We start from the raw sequence: 14,853 nt of genomic DNA, 5'->3' as shown, positions 1-14,853 counted from the left end.
GAACCGGCAAACTGGCCCGCGGCGACGCGGGCCTTTTTCTTTGAGGGAGGCGCGATATGGCAGAATCAGCAAGCGATCTCGCGGCGCGGCTTGCCCGCGACGCGGAAGCCGTGTGCCGCGAATATCTGTCGGGCGGGCACAAATCCGGCCGATACTGGATCGTGGGCGACGTGCGCAACAAGCCGGGTCGCTCAATGTTCGTGCGCCTCAAGGGACCCGAATCCGGCAAGGGTGCAGCGGGCAAATGGACCGACGCGGCAACGGGTGAACACGGTGATCTCCTCGACGTCATCCGTGAGAGCTGCGGTCTGGTGGCTTTCAGGGACATGGCCAATGAAGCCCGGCGGTTCCTGACTCTGCCACACCCCGAACCGGAGCCAGCACGCCATAACGGCCGAAAAGCACCCGCACCGACGGGTTCGCCACACGCGGCCAAACGCCTTTTCTCGATGGCACGGCCGATCGCGGGTACGATCGCGGAATCGTATTTCCGTAGTCGCGGCATTACGGCTTTGCACGGAACCGGATCACTGCGATTCCATCCGCGCTGCTACTACCGGCCCGACGAGCATAGCGCGACGGAGACCTGGCCGGCCCTCATTGCCTCGGTCACCGATCTCGATGGACACCAGACCGGGGCCCATCGCACTTGGCTCGATCCGCAAGGCTTCAGCGAGGCGACGCTCGGCAAGGCTCCGATCGAGACGCCGCGACGGGCGATGGGCGAACTGCTAGGGCATGCCGTCCGGTTCGGCATTGCAGGCGAAGTCATGGTCGCAGGCGAAGGCATCGAGACCATGCTGTCGCTGCGATGCGTCCTGCCCTCGATGGCAATGGCGGCCGCGCTCTCAGCCGCCCATCTCGCCGCCATCCTGTTCCCGGACACACTGCGCCGGCTCTATATCGTCCGTGATGACGATCCAGCAGGCGACGCTGCAAGGGATTCGCTCGTCGAACGAGCCGATGCGCTCGGCATCGAAGCGCTGCCGCTTTCGCCGATGCTGGGCGATCTCAACGAGGATCTGCGGTTGCGGGGACTCGACGCCTTCCGGGCCTCGATTCGGGTCCAACTCGTGCCGCAGGATGTCGCGCGTTTCCTGGAGCCCGTCACCACGGCTTGAACGGGAGGATGGTGTGGGGAATGCGGCGGCGACGTCACGGCCTGTATCAACGGCTCCATGTGGATGTCGGAGAGGGCCGCGCCCCGGCCTTCCTGAGAGGGCGACCGGACGGCAGGCGGCCCGGTCCGGCAATGGCTGCGGCCAACGATTTTCCGGCGGCCCTACGGGCCTTTCCATCGCGAACCAAAATCGCCGGCCTTCGCCATCCTCCGCTGCCGCGCCGGCCCGTCCGCTTCCGCTCCCAGGTGCAGGCCCGGTCTGCCTGCCGTCTTTCGGCGCCATGAAGGCCGCGGCGGGCGCGGCCGACCGACAAAGGGAGCCACCCGATGACCCTCGACGACGACACCTTCGAACCCCATCACGAGTCCTCGCCGACCGAGCACGCGCTGAACGAACTGGAACTCCATGGCTACCGTCACGACGGCCACAGTCCTGACCCACGCCTCGTCCCGGAGGACAACCTCATCGCCGGTGCAGTCTCCGACATCTTCGACGCCCTGATCGCCACCATGGCCGACACGGCCCTCGATGGCGAACTCGACGATCTCCTGTGGTCGACGGTCAACATGTTCCACCGCGCCGCTGAGCGGCTCGAACGCAAGCTCGACGACAACGAACAGGCCCAAAAGCGCGGGCAGCGCGAGCAGGACGGTTCCGAAATCAAGGCGGTCGAGCTCGAACGCCTCATCGAGATCGGGCAAGGTCTCATCGAACGCCGCGACAGCCTGGAGGTCTTTCGCGACAGCGCCGCCGAGCACTATCTGCGCACCACCGGTTCGCCCTGGTCACCGCGCAATGGATCACTGATGAACCGTCGAGCCCTGACATCGGCGATGATCGACAGCCGCGATTTTATCGCCGAGCGCAAACGCGCCAACCGCGAAGTACTCATACCGGCAGGACCGAAGGTCGCCGTTTCCGGCGGAGCCGACTACAACGATCACAAGCTGATCTGGGCCAAGCTCGACCAAGTGCATGCCAAGCACCCCGACATGGTGCTGATGCACGGGAAATCGCCGAAGGGCGCCGAGAAGATCGCCGCCAGCTGGGCCGATCACCGCAACGTCACTCAGATCGGCTTCGCACCCGACTGGAACAGGCACGGCCGCGCCGCGCCCTTCAAACGCAACGACCAGATGCTCGATGTCCTGCCGATCGGGGTCATGGTCTTCCCCGGCACAGGCATTCAGGAGAACCTTGCCGACAAGGCCAGGAAGCTTGGTATCCCGGTGTGGCGGTTCGAATGAACCGTCGCAAATGGCGGCTGGGCGGACGGAATTGCCGTTCGCGCCACAGCAAGCAATGACGGCAGGCCGCCCTGTGCTGACCTTGACGCCCGGCTCGGCGAAGGTTCCAGAGCAGCCGAAAAATGCCGATCGATCAATGAGGTGCTGTCGTGCGGCGCTCTAGAAAACCGTTCCGCGGCCTAGGGTAGTTCAGTAGTTTAGCAGCAACATTTCACATTTACGGAGATAGGTTCTGCAATGGCGCTTTCGGAATTATACGCAAACACGGGCGCAACGGGTTTCACCATCAATTTCTTTATGAACGCAGGACCGCACCCTAGATCGGGGCTGCTGGCTGCGCCGTTCTTCACGACAAATGACCCCATCAAGGCTCTGACCGACAAAGGATGTGATGTCCGGCTGATCGTCCGGTTTTCTCCGATCACAACGCCAGAGGCGCTACGGCAGGCCCTTGAGAATCCCCGGGTCAAGACCCGCTATTTCACAGATGCCAAGTTTCACACGAAGCTCTATATCATCGACGATATCGCGCTCGTTGGGTCCGCGAACCTCACTGATAGCGGCTTGAAAGCAAATCGGGAACTTTCTGTCCTATTAAAGCAGGATCGCGATGAGGCCTTCTATGCGTTGCCCGGCCTATTTGACGAGTTGTGGAACGACGCAGACGTTTTGAACGAAGAAGTGCTTCGCGAATATGAAAAGGCGTTCAAATCCAAAGAGAAGCCGCAGGATGAGGACGCCTTCGAGAAATTCATCCACAAATTCGTAAAGCCTGCGGCCCCCAGGAGCATCGTCGTTGGCAGCGAAAAGAAATTGAAGGAGCGCGCCTTTATCCAAGGGTTTCGCAGAAAATATGATGAAATTCTGGTGCCTGCACACGATGAAATCCTCAATGTCGCCCAACAGCACGGCTTTGGGCGGCCAGAATATGCCGGTCAGGATCCCCAGATCGAAATGGGAAGGTTCCTCGGATGGCTGCGTCTAACACAAGGCAGCGGCGATGGTTGGCGCGAGACATCGTTGCTCAACGACCCGAAGAACCGGGCCGCGCGGATTGCCGAATATGTGCAGGTCTGGCAGTCCACAGACGATACCGTGAAAGGCGATATGTATCACGCATCGGCAGAGATCGAGAACATCGCGAACATCCGGACTTACCTCTGTGATCCGAACGAGTTGTTCCAACTGAATTTCGACGAACTGTTCCGACACCTCACGGGCTGTCACGCCTTTCTCGAACGCTTACGCTTTGTTTCCAACGATATCGGGGAGAACCTGTCCGGCCTCGAACGGCTGCGCACCGACTTCCAGAAGAAAAACACGCTCGAAACCGTAGTGCGAACCGTTCGCTATCTCCTGGCAGGCTCCGGCGATGCGATTGAGCGTGCCTATGACTGCGTATATGGCAACTATAAGCTCAACGGCTTCGGTGAAGCGTGTGTCATGGAATTGCTCGGCTGGGGAGACGCCAAACGTCCTCCGTTCAATAATCGCTCCATTCGAGGCATCCGCTTGTTAGGGTTTGATGTGGAGCACTTGGTCGCTGGTGAGTAGCGAAAATCTATGTGGCTGCTTCCTGAGCATTGCTGCCGCTCGTGCTCTGCGCAGCATTCGACAAAGTGGGCTCAAAGCTGGCCATCTGGCTCGCAGCTCTGCGGTGCCCGTGATACATAACTGTTGCGCCATGGTGGTGGTGGAGGCGCGACCGTCAGAGTCCAAAATCTTACGGAGACGCCACCATGATGATTGCTATTCTCGGATCCATCACCGCAATTGCGACCCTCTGCTGGCTGATGTTCACACTTGCCGCCTATGCCTTGCCCGCGCTCGGCGGCGTGGCGGCCGGAATGTGGGCGTATCAGACCGGCGCAGGCCTGCCGGGCAGCGTCCTTGTCGGACTTGTCGGCGCGAGCCTTGTGTTCGGCCTTGCGCAGTTCCTCATCTTGTTCGCCCGCATGTGGCTGAAGCTTACCGTCGCGCTCGCCTTCGTTGCGCCTGCCGCCATCGCGGGCTTCCACGTCACCCACGGGATCGTCAAACATCTGATGCCATCGGAAACATGGCAGACCGTCTTCTCCGTGATCGGCGCGGTGGCGGTCGGTATCACGGCATTCGTGCGCGTGACTTCAATGGCCTCGCCCGGACCTGCCGCGCAGACCCCCGCCAGCATCTGAACGCACTTGCAGGCGAAGCCGGGACAGGGGCTGAGGTCTTGTGCCGCGTCCATATCGAAGGCTGAGCAATGTGGACGCGCGGTACGGGACGGGTCGACGATTTCAGTCGAGAGCCGGCGCCGCCGACGGCATGGCGCGAGCTGTCCCGATCAGCGTAGCCGGAGATGCACGGGGAGTGGCTGCGGGTTCGCGTCTGATGGCGCCGAATACGATGCAGGGTGGCCTGCTGGATAGCTGACAAATTTGCGTTCCTTCGACGGACAGGAGCTTGAGCGCGCGGTGTTGCCAAACTCTCCCTGAACAACCCCTGTGAGCCGACCGTTCCAAACCGCCTCTTCAATGGGCTGATCTGGCCGAAGACCGGCTGCGCCTCGATCGCCTATGGCGCAATGACGCCCGTCAAGTTTCTTCCCCTGCCGGCTGCGCCGCCATTCCTCGCGCAGCAAGAAATCCGCCGGCTCGCCATCCTCCGTTCACACTGCGGTCGCAGGCGATGCGCCGTCGATCGCCTCCGGCCCCTCCGATCGCCATCGAGGCCGCATGGTGCGGGCTCGAAACCAGTGATCAAGGAGAACGACCATGGCGACCATCGGCACCTTCAAGAAGTCCGGCAACGAATACACCGGCGAAATCGTCACTCTCAACGTGCAGGCTAAGAACGTCCGCATCGTTCCGGAAACCAACCAGACCAGCGAGAATGCTCCCAGCCACCGTGTCCTGGTCGGCCGCGCCGAAATCGGCGCCGCCTGGTCCAAGCAGTCCAACGAGGGCCGCGACTATCTCGGCCTCAAGCTCGACGATCCGAGCTTCACCGCCCCGATCTACGCCAACCTCTTCGACGACGAGGACGGCGGTTACAGCCTCATCTGGTCCCGTCCCACCCGCCGCAATGGCGAGTGACATCTGGCGAGGTCCCGCCCGGCAAATCCGGGCGGGACTCCTTTTTTCGTCCGGATCCTGTTCGCCGATCACACCTGATCGTCGGGTTCGATCAATTCCACGTGGTTGACGCCAATCGCTTGGGCAAGTTCGTAAAGCGTGATCACTGTCGGATTTCTCCGACCGCGTTCGAGACTGCTGAGGTACTGTTGGCTGAAACCAGAACGCGCCTCGACCTCTTCCTGGGTCAGGCCCCTGGCCCGACGCAGGCGGGCAAAGTTCCGGCCGACCAGTTTGCGCATATCCATGCGCAGGAAGATCACGATTTACACACTATAAGTTTATCAACTATAGTATGTAAATGGAGGCGCCGAGAGGACATGCTACTTCGATGACACCAGCGCAGGATAGTCACACCGCACATGCAAGTGCCGCGCCTCTGGGCATCTCCACCCTCGACTCGGCCTAAAAATCTAGCCGCCCTTTCTTTGACGCGATTGCCGGACGGCATGCGGATGTGGTCAGATTGCGTCAACGAGATAAGCGGGACCTCATTACCCGCGGCAATGGGAGAGCGGATGGCCAACCCGGATTACCTCGACGAACCGCCGGCGGAGGACCGGATCACTGATTACGATCGCGCGAATTTCAAGACATATCTCCGGCTTCTCGACGCCGACGCTGAAGGTGCCAACTGGGAGGAAGCCGTCGAGATCATTTTCGGCATCGATCCGCGGCAGGACCGGGACCACGCCTTGAAGATCCATTCAACCCATCTCGCCCGGGCGCGCTGGATGACGGAACACGGCTATCGCCATCTCTTGAGCGGGAATTCGCATTAACGCGAGCCCGCGATGCAGCATCGGCATCACCCCTTGCCCGAACAAAGTCTACCGCGAATGCAATCGGAACGTGATCTTTGACTTCCGAGTAGACCTGTCAGCATTTGTTGGAGGCGTTCCATGGCGGAGGACGCGGACTGGCGACATGGTAAGGCCCACGACTATGTCGACCGGCTCGATCCGACGGGTCTCGCCTGGGAGTTCCTGCGCCGAAATCGAAAATACCGCGACGACTTCGAGCGCGTTCCCAAACACAAGCGTGAAACCGCCAGCGATACGCTGACCAAGCTTTGGGGGTTGCGATTTCCCGGTTTCCCCGATACGTCCCGGCACAGACACGGATATCTTCTTTGCACCCCACTTCGACCCTGGAACGCTGCTTCTGACATCACCCTCGCGGGACTTTGCAACCGATAGCCCTGTTCTCACCCTGCCAGACGCGCACACGCACCTTGCGCCCGAAGGGCACTATCTCCACATCGAAATCGCCAATCAACGCTTCCCGGCCCTGTGCCTCGGCGACCATCAGCCAACAGGACCGGTAGCGGCAACGATCCTCCTCGATCATTTTGTCGAGGATCGCATGGATGCGATCCGGCGGTTCGCGTCGGCGCTTCACCGACGACGACCAGCGCCCGACATGCGCGTGAGCCCTTACCGCAGACGCAATCTCCGCCAGATGCTTCGGATCGTCGATGGCCGCCGATCCGGGGCCACATACCAGGAAATCGCCGAGGTGGTTCTCGGCGCCGATCACGTCAGCGCCACCGCATGGAAGACCATGCCGGAGCGCGACACCGTCATGCGCCGCTTCCGCGAAGGCACCAAGCTCGTCGACGGCGCCTATCGCCATCTGCTGTTCCGTCGCCATCCGATGACCTGAGGGGTGCGAAAGCGCCGCCGCGTCTTCGCACTCCCTCTCGCCCCGCCTTCTCCACCACCGTGCTCCCCGCAGGCCGTCGATATCCGGCGGCCCCTGGAAGGATCACGGAGGCACGATCATGTCCGCAACGCCCACCGGCTTGCCGCCGCGCTATCTCAGAACCCCCGAGGCCGCCCGCTTCCTCGGCCTGTCCGGCCGGACCCTCGAAAAACACCGCACCTACGGGACTGGCCCCAACTACCGCAAGCTCGGCGGCCGTGTCGTCTATTCGGTCGAGGATTTGCAGGCCTGGGCCAATCGCGGCGCAAAGACCTCCACCTCGGATCCCGGCACCGGCACGGTGCTCCCGGCCAAGCCTCACGGCGGCGCGCCCGCCGGATCGAACCGCCGCTGATCTCTCACCATGGCGCGCATTCGCACATCGGAGAGAGCACAGCTCGAGCTGTTTCGGGCCCTCCCCCGCGATCTCGCGCCCCGCGACGCGCAGGACCTCATGGCCTATCCCTTCTTCAGCCTGTCGAAATCCCCAAGAACGACGCCGATCAACTTCCGGTCCGGCGCGGTGGCGATCCGCGTGGAGGCCGTGCCCGAACACGGCATGGCCACCATCTGGGACGCCGACATCCTGATCTGGGCGGCGAGCCAGATCGTCGAGGCGCGCGACAACGGTTTCCGCACCTCGCGCCTGATGGCGGCAACGCCCTACCAGATCCTCACCTTCATAGGCCGGAGCACCGGCGCGCGCGATTACCAACGTCTCAAGACCGCCCTCGACCGCCTGCAATCGACCACGGTGGCGACGACGCTACGTCAGCCGCCACGCAATCCACGGGCGCAGTCCGGTGCTGCTGACAGAACGGCGCGGCGCATGCACCGCTTCTCCTGGATCAATGAATGGACGGAACGCAGTGACGCGCGCGGCAATCCAGAGGGCATCGAACTCATCGTGCCGGACTGGTTCTACAGGGCCGTGCTTGATGACGCTCTCGTCCTCACCATCGACCGGGCGTATTTCGGGCTCACCGGCGGTCTCGACCGCTGGCTCTACCGGATCGTGCGTAAACACGGCGGCAAACAGGCTGGCGGCTGGCGCTTCGATTTCCGCCACCTCTATCTCAAGTCCGGCAGCCTCTCGCCGTTCAAACGCTTCGCCTTCGAACTGCGCGCCATCGTCAAGCGCCAGGCACTTCCCGGCTACCGGCTTTTCCTTGAGCTCGAAGCGCGTCGCACCCTGCTCGCCTTCGAACCCGTAGCCTGTGGACAAGCTGTGGACGCCGTCGTGCTATCGGGAACCCCAACTATCGTGCCATCGGGAACCGCATCCTCGTGCTATCGGGAACCCAAACCGGGGTTAAGTGCCCGCCAGGAAACCGAAAATCGCGCCCTTAACTTAGAGTCTAACACAGAATCTAACTTCTTAAGAGGCGGGCACTCTGGGGAAAACCGCGATCCAGGCGACGCTCCGCCCCCCTCCTCCCATGCGCCCAAGAAGGGAAAACCGGGAGGCGCGTCATGATCGTGGCGCTCCTCAATCAGAAGGGCGGCGTCGGCAAGACCACCCTCGCCCTGCACCTCGCAGGCGAATGGGCACGGCGCGGCGATCGCGTCACCCTTATCGACGCCGACCCGCAGGGCTCGGCACTCGACTGGTCCGAGCAGCGCGCCCGCGAGGGCCTGCCGCGGCTCTTCGACATCATCGGCCTTGCACGTGACACGCTGCATCGCGAGGCGCCGGAACTGGCGAGCACTGTCGATCACCTCGTCATCGACGGACCGCCCCGCGTCGCCGGACTGATGCGCGCGGCGCTGCTCGCCGCCGATATCATCCTCATTCCAGTGCAACCGTCCCCATTTGACGGCTGGGCCTCCGCCGAGATCCTGCGGCTGATCGAGGAAGCGCGGATATTCCGGCCGCAGCTCATCGTGCGCTTCGTCCTTAACCGCTCCGCCGCGCGCACCATCATCGCCCGCGAGACCTCCGAGGCGCTCGCGGACCAGGATCCACCTGTACTGCGCGCGTCCGTCGGCCAGCGTGTCGTCTTCGCCATGGCAGCGCAGCTCGGCCGGCTCGCCTTCGAGATAGATCGCGACAGCCTGGCCGCACGCGAGATCACCACCCTCGTCACCGAGATCGGGAGACTCGCCCGATGACGGACCGCCCCGCCAAACACAGTTTCGCGGCGCGCCCGCGCGATCCCGAGGATTGGGTTAAATCGGCCAGCAGTGCCGAGGCGAAACGCCCCGACTACACCGCGCGGCTGACCATCGACATCACGCCCGAACTGCGCGGGCGCATCAAGATCGCGGCCTTCGAACGCGGCGTCACTGTCGCCGACATGTTGCGCGATCTGCTCGCCTGCGAATTCCCCGAACCCGAAGGAGGCCAGCCATGACCGGTAATTCTGTGCCGCGCATGTGCGGCCACATCACACAAAAAAGGCCACCCGCCGATGATCTGACCCGCGTCGAGCTCACTTGGATCGAGAAACGGATCGAACACTGGATCCGCTTTGGTCGCATCGCCGAAGAGCAAATCCTCGACCGCAAGCGGCGCATCGTGGGTTTCGCACCGGGCAGCATCTTCGCATTCGTCCGTTGGGCCGCCAACGACTACGGCACCATCATTTCGCGCGTCGATATCGTCCGCGCCGTCGCCACAGGAAAACCCTACCAGACACTGCCCTTCGTGCGCCCCGGCGGCGACATCCTGCTCAAGATCATTGGCTGGCCGAAGGTCGAGCGTGTGCTGCAGGCGATCGACGCCATCGAGGCACTCGACATCGAGCCGGCCGACGTTGCGCCGGACTATTGGCGCCACCTCCACAATCGCCTGACCGCCGGGCACCAACCGCGCGACTACACCCGCGCGCAGCACCATGCCTGGCGGCTGCGGCAAAGGGCGGAACCATGACGCGGTTCGGTTACGTCCTGATCACCTCCATCAGCGCCGTCGTGATCAGCGCCTTGTCGTTCGTTCCGATCATGCCGAGGTTCATCTGGAACGCCTCCGCCAGCGCGCCGGTGGGTCTCTATCTCGTCCAGCCGGACGACCTTTTCGTGGTTCCGGACCTCGTCGTCGTCGCGCCGCCGGAACCCCTTGCCCGCATGCTCGACCAGCGCGGATTTCTGCCCGCAGGCGTGCCGCTCCTCAAGCGAATCATCGCGCTCCCCGGACAGCGCGTCTGCCGGCACGGCCGCACAGTGACCGTCGACGGGATCGACATGGCGGAGGCTCATGAGACGGACCAGTTCCGCCGCGCCTTGCCCGTCTGGCAGGGCTGCCAGCGGATCGCCGACGGCGCGGTGTTTCTCCTCAATTGGCAGCACCCTGACAGTCTCGACGGTCGGTATTTCGGGCCGCTGCCGCAAAGCGCGATCATCGGCCGCGCCATCCCGCTCCTCACCGACGAGGAAAGAATTGGCCAGTTCGAGTGGCGTGCGCCGATCCGTTGACCGCCCGTCCCGACAATCTCCAACCACAACGAAAGGACCCATCCCATGACACAGATCGATAGTTCTCCCGCACAAAGTCCGGCTACACCGGACACATCCATACGCTGACACTCGACCGCGAATTGACCCTGGTACCGGCCGAAAGCTCCGACGCCGAAAACGCGCCGGACTACCGCGTTCACCGTGGTGACGACTCCGGCCCCGAGGTCGGGGCCGCCTGGAAGCGCACCAGCGAGAAGGCGGGAAACTACCTCTCCCTGCAACTCGACGATCCGGTATTCGACCACCCGATCCGCGCCAATCTGTTCCAGCTCGACGCCGAGACCGACACCTGGACTCTGCAGTGGAACCGTCCTCCGAAGCGCGGCGACAAGGACTGAGCCCATGTCCCAACTGCGCAAACAGACCAAACCCCGTAACACCGCAGGCAGGCTTGGCACTGCTCGCCGAACAGGCCTCCTTCTCCTTTCCGGCCTGTTGTCGCTCGGTAGCTTGCCGGCCATCGCTCCGGCACATGCACGCGCCGAAAATACTTCTCAAAGCGAACAGTCCGCTGCCCATCCCTTTGCCGCCCATATTGCAAAGGCGTCGCACCGGTTCGGGCTTCCCGAGCACTGGATCAGCGCGGTACTGGCGGCCGAGAGTGACGGGATTGTGCGCGCGGTTTCGTCGGCGGGTGCGATGGGCCTGATGCAGATCATGCCCGATACCTGGATCGAACTCAGCGCCAGATATGGCCTCGGTGGCGATCCCTACGATCCGCGAGACAACATCCTCGCGGGCACGGCCTACCTGCGCGAGCTCCATGACAAGTACGGGTCACTTGGATTCCTCGCCGCCTACAATGCCGGACCCTGCCGTTACGACGAATACCTCGTCGACGGGCGTCCCCTGCCTGCCGAGACGCGCAACTACGTTGCGGTTCTTGCGCCCTATCTCGACGCCTCCGCCGCATCCCTCGCGGCGGTCCCCGTGCAGATCAACCGCAGCGACTGGACAGAGTCGCCGCTCTTCGTCGCGCAGGCGAACGGCGGCGCCACTGCTGTCCCGTCACGAACTTCAGTAAAGCCAGCGCCTGCGACAGAGACACGGACCGAGGAGGCGGACGAGCATCTCGCACCACAAGATAGCGGGCTGTTCGTCACGCCATCGCAAGCGAATGAGCGCCAATGATGATGAGTGCATCATGGAGAAGCCTGGCGTGCTTCCGAAAAGTAAAAGCGGAAATGCGTGCTGGGCGGAAGGGCACGACCGAAGGACGGCGAGATAAAAGGGGCACGCCGCTCGAACCACAAGTCATTGAAATGACATGGGTTCCGGCGTGCCGGTCGGTCGGGCCGCGTGCCGCTGCCAATGAAATGTCGTGTGATTTCAACGCTGATTGCGGCACCGCGGTCAGATCCCGGGAAGAGGAAGCGGCGCGATGAGCGGCGGCAATCGCGACTTCCGTATTCGACCTGGCCGCATTCGAGACAAGCGGGTTCCGCGCCAGAAGAGCTTCATCAACCAGGTGATCCGCGCGGCCAAGAAGTCCGGGCATGTCTCGGGGTCCGTAGCTGGTGGCCGTGGGTCCGGCTACGGCCGATCGAGCTTCGGTCGGGGCCGCACACACTTCGCCCGCGCCCGTCTATTCAGCCCATCCAGGCGCGTCATCGTCAAGGCCCGCGTTGTCCGTCACAAGGGCCGCGCCTTTCGTTCAGCGCCACTCACCGCCCATGTCACCTATCTCAAGCGCGAGGGTGTCACCCGCGATGGCGAACGCGGCATCATGTTCGATGCAAACAACGACCGCGCCGATGATCGTGCCTTCGCCGAGCGCTGCGAGGACGACCGGCATCATTTCCGCTTCATCATCTCACCCGAGGACGCCGCCGACATGCAGGACCTGAAGGCCTTCACCCGCAATCTCGCGCGACAGATGGAAGCCGATCTCGGCACCAGGCTGGACTGGGTCGCCGTCGATCACTGGAACACCGACAATCCGCATGTCCATCTGCTGGTGCGCGGTGCGGACAAGACCGGCACCGACCTTGTGATTTCACGCGACTATATCAGCCGTGGCTTGCGATCGCGCGGTGAGGAACTGGTGTCGCTGGAACTCGGCCCGAAGCCGGAACACGTAATCCGCGCGACCCTCGAAAAGGAGATCACGGCCGAACGCTGGACAAGCCTCGACCGCGAGATCCGTTTCGCCGCCGACGACACCGGGCATATCGATCTCCGCCCGGTTGCCGGTGACATGAGCAACAGCGAACCCCGCAGACTGATGATCGGTCGCCTCAAACATCTCGAGAGGATGGGGCTCGCCACCCCAGCCGGCCCGGCCGAATGGATGGTCGGGCTCGAAGCAGAACCCAGGCTGCGCGATCTCGGCATGCGGGGCGACGTCATTAAGACGATGCACCGCGCCTTTATCGAACGTGGCCAGGATCGTGGCATTAATGACTTCGCGATCGAGACCGGAGAAGAGGGTTCACCGATCATCGGCCGGCTCGTCGGTCGTGGCCTACATGACGAGTTGAGCGGCGAGGCCTATGCCGTGATCGATGGCACCGACGGTCGCGCCCACCATGTCCGCTTCCGGAGCATCGAGGCTTTCGAGCACGCCCCTGCCCCCGGCGGTATCGTAGAGGTGCGACGGTTCGGTAGGGCGGGTGAACAGCGCCCTGCCCTTGTCCTGGCTCTCCGTTCAGATTTCGATCTAAACGCGCAGATCGTTGCTCCGGGCGCCAGCTGGCTCGATCACCGATTGGTAGAGCGAAACCCCATGCCGCTCTCCGTGGGCGGGTTCGGTGGCGAGGTCCGCAGTGCCATGAAAGCGCGTACCGAGCACCTCGCCGACGAAGGCCTTGCGCGCCGGCAAGGCCAGCGCATCATTCTGCAGCGCGATCTGCTCAACACGCTGCGCCGACGTGAGTTGGACGCCGCGGCCGCAAAGCTCACGGGTGAAACAGGACTGTCCCATGTGAAAGCAACGGCCGGCGAACATGTTGCCGGCACTTATCGCCATCGACTGATACTGTCTTCGGGCCGCTTTGCCATGATCGACAAAGGGCTGGGCTTCCAGCTCGTTCCCTGGTCGCCGTCGTTGGAGAAGAAACTGGGTCAACAGGTGTCCGGACTATTGCGCGGTAATGGCGGGGTCGATTGGAGCTTTGGGCGAAAGCGCGGATTGGAAATTTGACTTTGTCGATAATTAATCAAACCAGTTGACGCTCAAACTCTGAGTTGAGCTCGGCGTCCACTTTGAGGCAGGCTTCAAGAATCGCGAAGGCGGTCTGGACCAACTTCGCATCACGTTCCGGTGGCGAATGCGGTGTGTGCTTTCCACCATGGAAGAGGTTATTCCTGACGCGTTTCGCTGCCTCTATGGCTTGGGCACCCAAAGTATTTCCATCCAACGGCACCTCCCGAAATTCTGGACGCCCGTCGACAAACTTCTGAACGAGAGGTGGTTCATTTACGAGATAGCCAATCGCTTTATTAGTGACCTCGTCGCCTGACTCGGCAATCGCCCCGCCCAATTCGTCCTTGAGGGAGCGCCAGTCAGGAACCGCATTGCCATGCCGGTCGCCGCCACAGTATCGAGTCGCCTTCATCGCATACTCAAATCGCGCGAACACGGCGAAGAATTCGCAGACCTCCGCCGCCTCTATTTGCAGATCATCAAATGGCGATTTCATTCAGTTCTCCCTCCAGACAGCGCCTCACGCCACTCGTTCAGAACGCTTCGATATACAGGCTCCGAAAAGCAGTCGAGGACAAGGTCGCGGATTGCTCTACCGCGCGACCAGGTAAAGAAGGCTGAGACGAACGTCACGGTGGGTGTGTCGCCTACGCAAGCGCATTCGATGCGGGGCATGATTGTGTGTCGATGGTGTCCGCCCTGGTCCCATCGCGATACCAGTTCATCCGCCGAAATAAAGTTGGCGCCAAGCGCCACTCGGTCGATCTGAATCCAGACGGCACCAGCCCAGTCTTCGCGATGTGGCACAAATGCACGCCAGTTGCTCATGGGGTGCGACCGATCGTAGATGTCGGGATCAAAGTTCGTGAAATCGAAGAGGCTGACTCCGCCGATCTTACGCACAAAAGGATAGAACTCTGGACCGCGTGACGTCTTCCAGCGCGCTTCGTTCGAGATGGCGGGCTCCGCTTTCAGCCCTTCGGCCATGATCGAGACAAACCGCTCAGGGTGCGTCGCGTGCCAGATCCCATTTCCCAGACGCGCTTGAAGCGGCCACATACATCAAT

At 62.4% G+C, this 14,853-nt stretch carries 19 protein-coding genes and 1 pseudogene; 17 read left to right on the top strand and 3 right to left on the bottom strand.

The window, feature by feature from the left end; translation table 11 throughout:
• Positions 1-56 precede the first annotated feature (56 nt).
• The 5 genes from ACP148_RS06145 (at position 57) to ACP148_RS06125 (ending at position 5,442) form a co-directional block, all read left to right on the top strand.
• Positions 57-1,121, top strand: a complete 1,065-nt coding sequence (locus tag ACP148_RS06145) for a DUF7146 domain-containing protein (protein ID WP_421951723.1) — start codon at positions 57-59, stop codon at positions 1,119-1,121.
• Positions 1,122-1,447: 326 nt separating this feature from the next.
• A complete protein-coding gene (locus ACP148_RS06140) occupies positions 1,448-2,368 on the top strand; it encodes a DUF2493 domain-containing protein (protein WP_421951722.1) in 921 nt (306 codons plus the stop codon).
• A 237-nt stretch (positions 2,369-2,605) separates the two neighbouring features.
• Positions 2,606-3,922: a phospholipase D-like domain-containing protein gene (locus ACP148_RS06135; RefSeq protein WP_421951721.1), complete on the top strand. Its 1,317-nt coding sequence runs from the start codon at positions 2,606-2,608 to the stop codon at positions 3,920-3,922.
• A 185-nt stretch (positions 3,923-4,107) separates the two neighbouring features.
• Entirely contained in the window at positions 4,108-4,542 is a 435-nt protein-coding gene (locus ACP148_RS06130) for a hypothetical protein (protein ID WP_421951720.1), read from the top strand.
• A gap of 579 nt (positions 4,543-5,121) precedes the next feature.
• A complete protein-coding gene (locus ACP148_RS06125; protein ID WP_111344254.1) occupies positions 5,122-5,442 on the top strand; it encodes a DUF736 domain-containing protein in 321 nt (106 codons plus the stop codon).
• Positions 5,443-5,510: 68 nt separating this feature from the next.
• Here the strand turns inward: ACP148_RS06125 and ACP148_RS06120 are convergent, their stop codons facing one another.
• Positions 5,511-5,729 (bottom strand): helix-turn-helix domain-containing protein, encoded by a 219-nt coding sequence (locus tag ACP148_RS06120; protein ID WP_421951797.1) that lies wholly within the window; start codon positions 5,727-5,729, stop codon positions 5,511-5,513.
• Between the two features lie 270 nt (positions 5,730-5,999).
• Here ACP148_RS06120 and ACP148_RS06115 point away from each other — a divergent pair, with 270 nt between their 5' ends.
• From ACP148_RS06115 to ACP148_RS06060, 12 genes and pseudogenes are all read left to right on the top strand, one after another.
• The gene (locus ACP148_RS06115) at positions 6,000-6,263 is read left to right on the top strand and encodes a DNA -binding domain-containing protein (protein WP_421951719.1); all 264 of its coding nucleotides are present in this window, start codon (positions 6,000-6,002) and stop codon (positions 6,261-6,263) included.
• A gap of 120 nt (positions 6,264-6,383) precedes the next feature.
• Positions 6,384-6,680: a transcriptional regulator domain-containing protein gene (locus ACP148_RS06110; RefSeq protein ID WP_421951718.1), complete on the top strand. Its 297-nt coding sequence runs from the start codon at positions 6,384-6,386 to the stop codon at positions 6,678-6,680.
• Between the two features lie 166 nt (positions 6,681-6,846).
• Positions 6,847-7,146: a DUF2285 domain-containing protein gene (locus tag ACP148_RS06105; RefSeq protein ID WP_421951717.1), complete on the top strand. Its 300-nt coding sequence runs from the start codon at positions 6,847-6,849 to the stop codon at positions 7,144-7,146.
• A 118-nt stretch (positions 7,147-7,264) separates the two neighbouring features.
• Positions 7,265-7,540 (top strand): helix-turn-helix transcriptional regulator, encoded by a 276-nt coding sequence (locus ACP148_RS06100; RefSeq protein WP_421951716.1) that lies wholly within the window; start codon positions 7,265-7,267, stop codon positions 7,538-7,540.
• Between the two features lie 9 nt (positions 7,541-7,549).
• Positions 7,550-8,662, top strand: a complete 1,113-nt coding sequence (locus tag ACP148_RS06095; RefSeq protein ID WP_421951715.1) for a replication initiator protein A — start codon at positions 7,550-7,552, stop codon at positions 8,660-8,662.
• Positions 8,659-9,297, top strand: coding sequence for a ParA family partition ATPase (gene parA, locus ACP148_RS06090; RefSeq protein ID WP_421951714.1), 639 nt, complete (start codon positions 8,659-8,661; stop codon positions 9,295-9,297). The genes ACP148_RS06095 and parA overlap by 4 nt, the downstream gene beginning before the upstream one ends.
• A complete protein-coding gene (locus tag ACP148_RS06085; protein WP_421951713.1) occupies positions 9,294-9,539 on the top strand; it encodes a ribbon-helix-helix protein in 246 nt (81 codons plus the stop codon). Before parA ends, ACP148_RS06085 begins: the two co-directional genes overlap by 4 nt.
• Positions 9,536-10,057 (top strand): DUF2840 domain-containing protein, encoded by a 522-nt coding sequence (locus ACP148_RS06080; protein WP_421951712.1) that lies wholly within the window; start codon positions 9,536-9,538, stop codon positions 10,055-10,057. The genes ACP148_RS06085 and ACP148_RS06080 overlap by 4 nt, the downstream gene beginning before the upstream one ends.
• Positions 10,054-10,599 carry a S26 family signal peptidase gene (locus tag ACP148_RS06075; RefSeq protein ID WP_421951711.1) on the top strand — a complete coding sequence of 182 codons (546 nt, stop codon included), beginning with the start codon at positions 10,054-10,056 and terminating at the stop codon, positions 10,597-10,599. The genes ACP148_RS06080 and ACP148_RS06075 overlap by 4 nt, the downstream gene beginning before the upstream one ends.
• A 62-nt stretch (positions 10,600-10,661) precedes the next feature.
• Positions 10,662-10,979 (top strand): annotated as a pseudogene (locus tag ACP148_RS06070) (DUF736 domain-containing protein); the annotation flags it as partial.
• A gap of 4 nt (positions 10,980-10,983) precedes the next feature.
• A complete protein-coding gene (locus ACP148_RS06065; RefSeq protein ID WP_421951710.1) occupies positions 10,984-11,772 on the top strand; it encodes a lytic transglycosylase domain-containing protein in 789 nt (262 codons plus the stop codon).
• Positions 11,773-12,022: 250 nt separating this feature from the next.
• Positions 12,023-13,783 (top strand): relaxase/mobilization nuclease domain-containing protein, encoded by a 1,761-nt coding sequence (locus tag ACP148_RS06060; protein ID WP_421951709.1) that lies wholly within the window; start codon positions 12,023-12,025, stop codon positions 13,781-13,783.
• Between the two features lie 16 nt (positions 13,784-13,799).
• Here the strand turns inward: ACP148_RS06060 and ACP148_RS06055 are convergent, their stop codons facing one another.
• Together ACP148_RS06055 and ACP148_RS06050 are read right to left on the bottom strand one after the other, a co-directional pair.
• A complete protein-coding gene (locus ACP148_RS06055; protein ID WP_421951708.1) occupies positions 13,800-14,282 on the bottom strand; it encodes a hypothetical protein in 483 nt (160 codons plus the stop codon).
• Positions 14,279-14,845 (bottom strand): hypothetical protein, encoded by a 567-nt coding sequence (locus ACP148_RS06050; RefSeq protein ID WP_421951707.1) that lies wholly within the window; start codon positions 14,843-14,845, stop codon positions 14,279-14,281. The genes ACP148_RS06055 and ACP148_RS06050 overlap by 4 nt, the downstream gene beginning before the upstream one ends.
• Between the last annotated feature and the right edge of the window lie 8 nt (positions 14,846-14,853).

This window comes from Pelagibacterium sp. (genome assembly GCF_965249125.1).
GTDB lineage: Bacteria > Pseudomonadota > Alphaproteobacteria > Rhizobiales > Devosiaceae > Pelagibacterium.
Note: the sequence above shows the minus strand (reverse complement) of the source record. Positions and strands in the feature narration are given on the sequence as shown.

Excerpts from the sequence above, each read along its gene's own strand:
- ACP148_RS06065 (WP_421951710.1), top strand. The coding sequence starts at position 10,984 with ATGTCCCAACTGCGCAAACAGACCAAACCCCGTAACACCGCAGGCAGG.
- ACP148_RS06145 (WP_421951723.1), top strand. The coding sequence starts at position 57 with ATGGCAGAATCAGCAAGCGATCTCGCGGCGCGGCTTGCCCGCGACGCG.
- ACP148_RS06095 (WP_421951715.1), top strand. The coding sequence starts at position 7,550 with ATGGCGCGCATTCGCACATCGGAGAGAGCACAGCTCGAGCTGTTTCGG.
- ACP148_RS06125 (WP_111344254.1), top strand. The coding sequence starts at position 5,122 with ATGGCGACCATCGGCACCTTCAAGAAGTCCGGCAACGAATACACCGGC.
- ACP148_RS06050 (WP_421951707.1), bottom strand. The coding sequence starts at position 14,845 with ATGTGGCCGCTTCAAGCGCGTCTGGGAAATGGGATCTGGCACGCGACG.
- ACP148_RS06140 (WP_421951722.1), top strand. The coding sequence starts at position 1,448 with ATGACCCTCGACGACGACACCTTCGAACCCCATCACGAGTCCTCGCCG.
- ACP148_RS06100 (WP_421951716.1), top strand. The coding sequence starts at position 7,265 with ATGTCCGCAACGCCCACCGGCTTGCCGCCGCGCTATCTCAGAACCCCC.
- ACP148_RS06110 (WP_421951718.1), top strand. The coding sequence starts at position 6,384 with ATGGCGGAGGACGCGGACTGGCGACATGGTAAGGCCCACGACTATGTC.
- ACP148_RS06120 (WP_421951797.1), bottom strand. The coding sequence starts at position 5,729 with ATGGATATGCGCAAACTGGTCGGCCGGAACTTTGCCCGCCTGCGTCGG.
- ACP148_RS06130 (WP_421951720.1), top strand. The coding sequence starts at position 4,108 with ATGATGATTGCTATTCTCGGATCCATCACCGCAATTGCGACCCTCTGC.
- parA (WP_421951714.1), top strand. The coding sequence starts at position 8,659 with ATGATCGTGGCGCTCCTCAATCAGAAGGGCGGCGTCGGCAAGACCACC.
- ACP148_RS06060 (WP_421951709.1), top strand. The coding sequence starts at position 12,023 with ATGAGCGGCGGCAATCGCGACTTCCGTATTCGACCTGGCCGCATTCGA.
- ACP148_RS06115 (WP_421951719.1), top strand. The coding sequence starts at position 6,000 with ATGGCCAACCCGGATTACCTCGACGAACCGCCGGCGGAGGACCGGATC.
- ACP148_RS06135 (WP_421951721.1), top strand. The coding sequence starts at position 2,606 with ATGGCGCTTTCGGAATTATACGCAAACACGGGCGCAACGGGTTTCACC.
- ACP148_RS06055 (WP_421951708.1), bottom strand. The coding sequence starts at position 14,282 with ATGAAATCGCCATTTGATGATCTGCAAATAGAGGCGGCGGAGGTCTGC.
- ACP148_RS06105 (WP_421951717.1), top strand. The coding sequence starts at position 6,847 with ATGGATGCGATCCGGCGGTTCGCGTCGGCGCTTCACCGACGACGACCA.
- ACP148_RS06075 (WP_421951711.1), top strand. The coding sequence starts at position 10,054 with ATGACGCGGTTCGGTTACGTCCTGATCACCTCCATCAGCGCCGTCGTG.
- ACP148_RS06085 (WP_421951713.1), top strand. The coding sequence starts at position 9,294 with ATGACGGACCGCCCCGCCAAACACAGTTTCGCGGCGCGCCCGCGCGAT.
- ACP148_RS06080 (WP_421951712.1), top strand. The coding sequence starts at position 9,536 with ATGACCGGTAATTCTGTGCCGCGCATGTGCGGCCACATCACACAAAAA.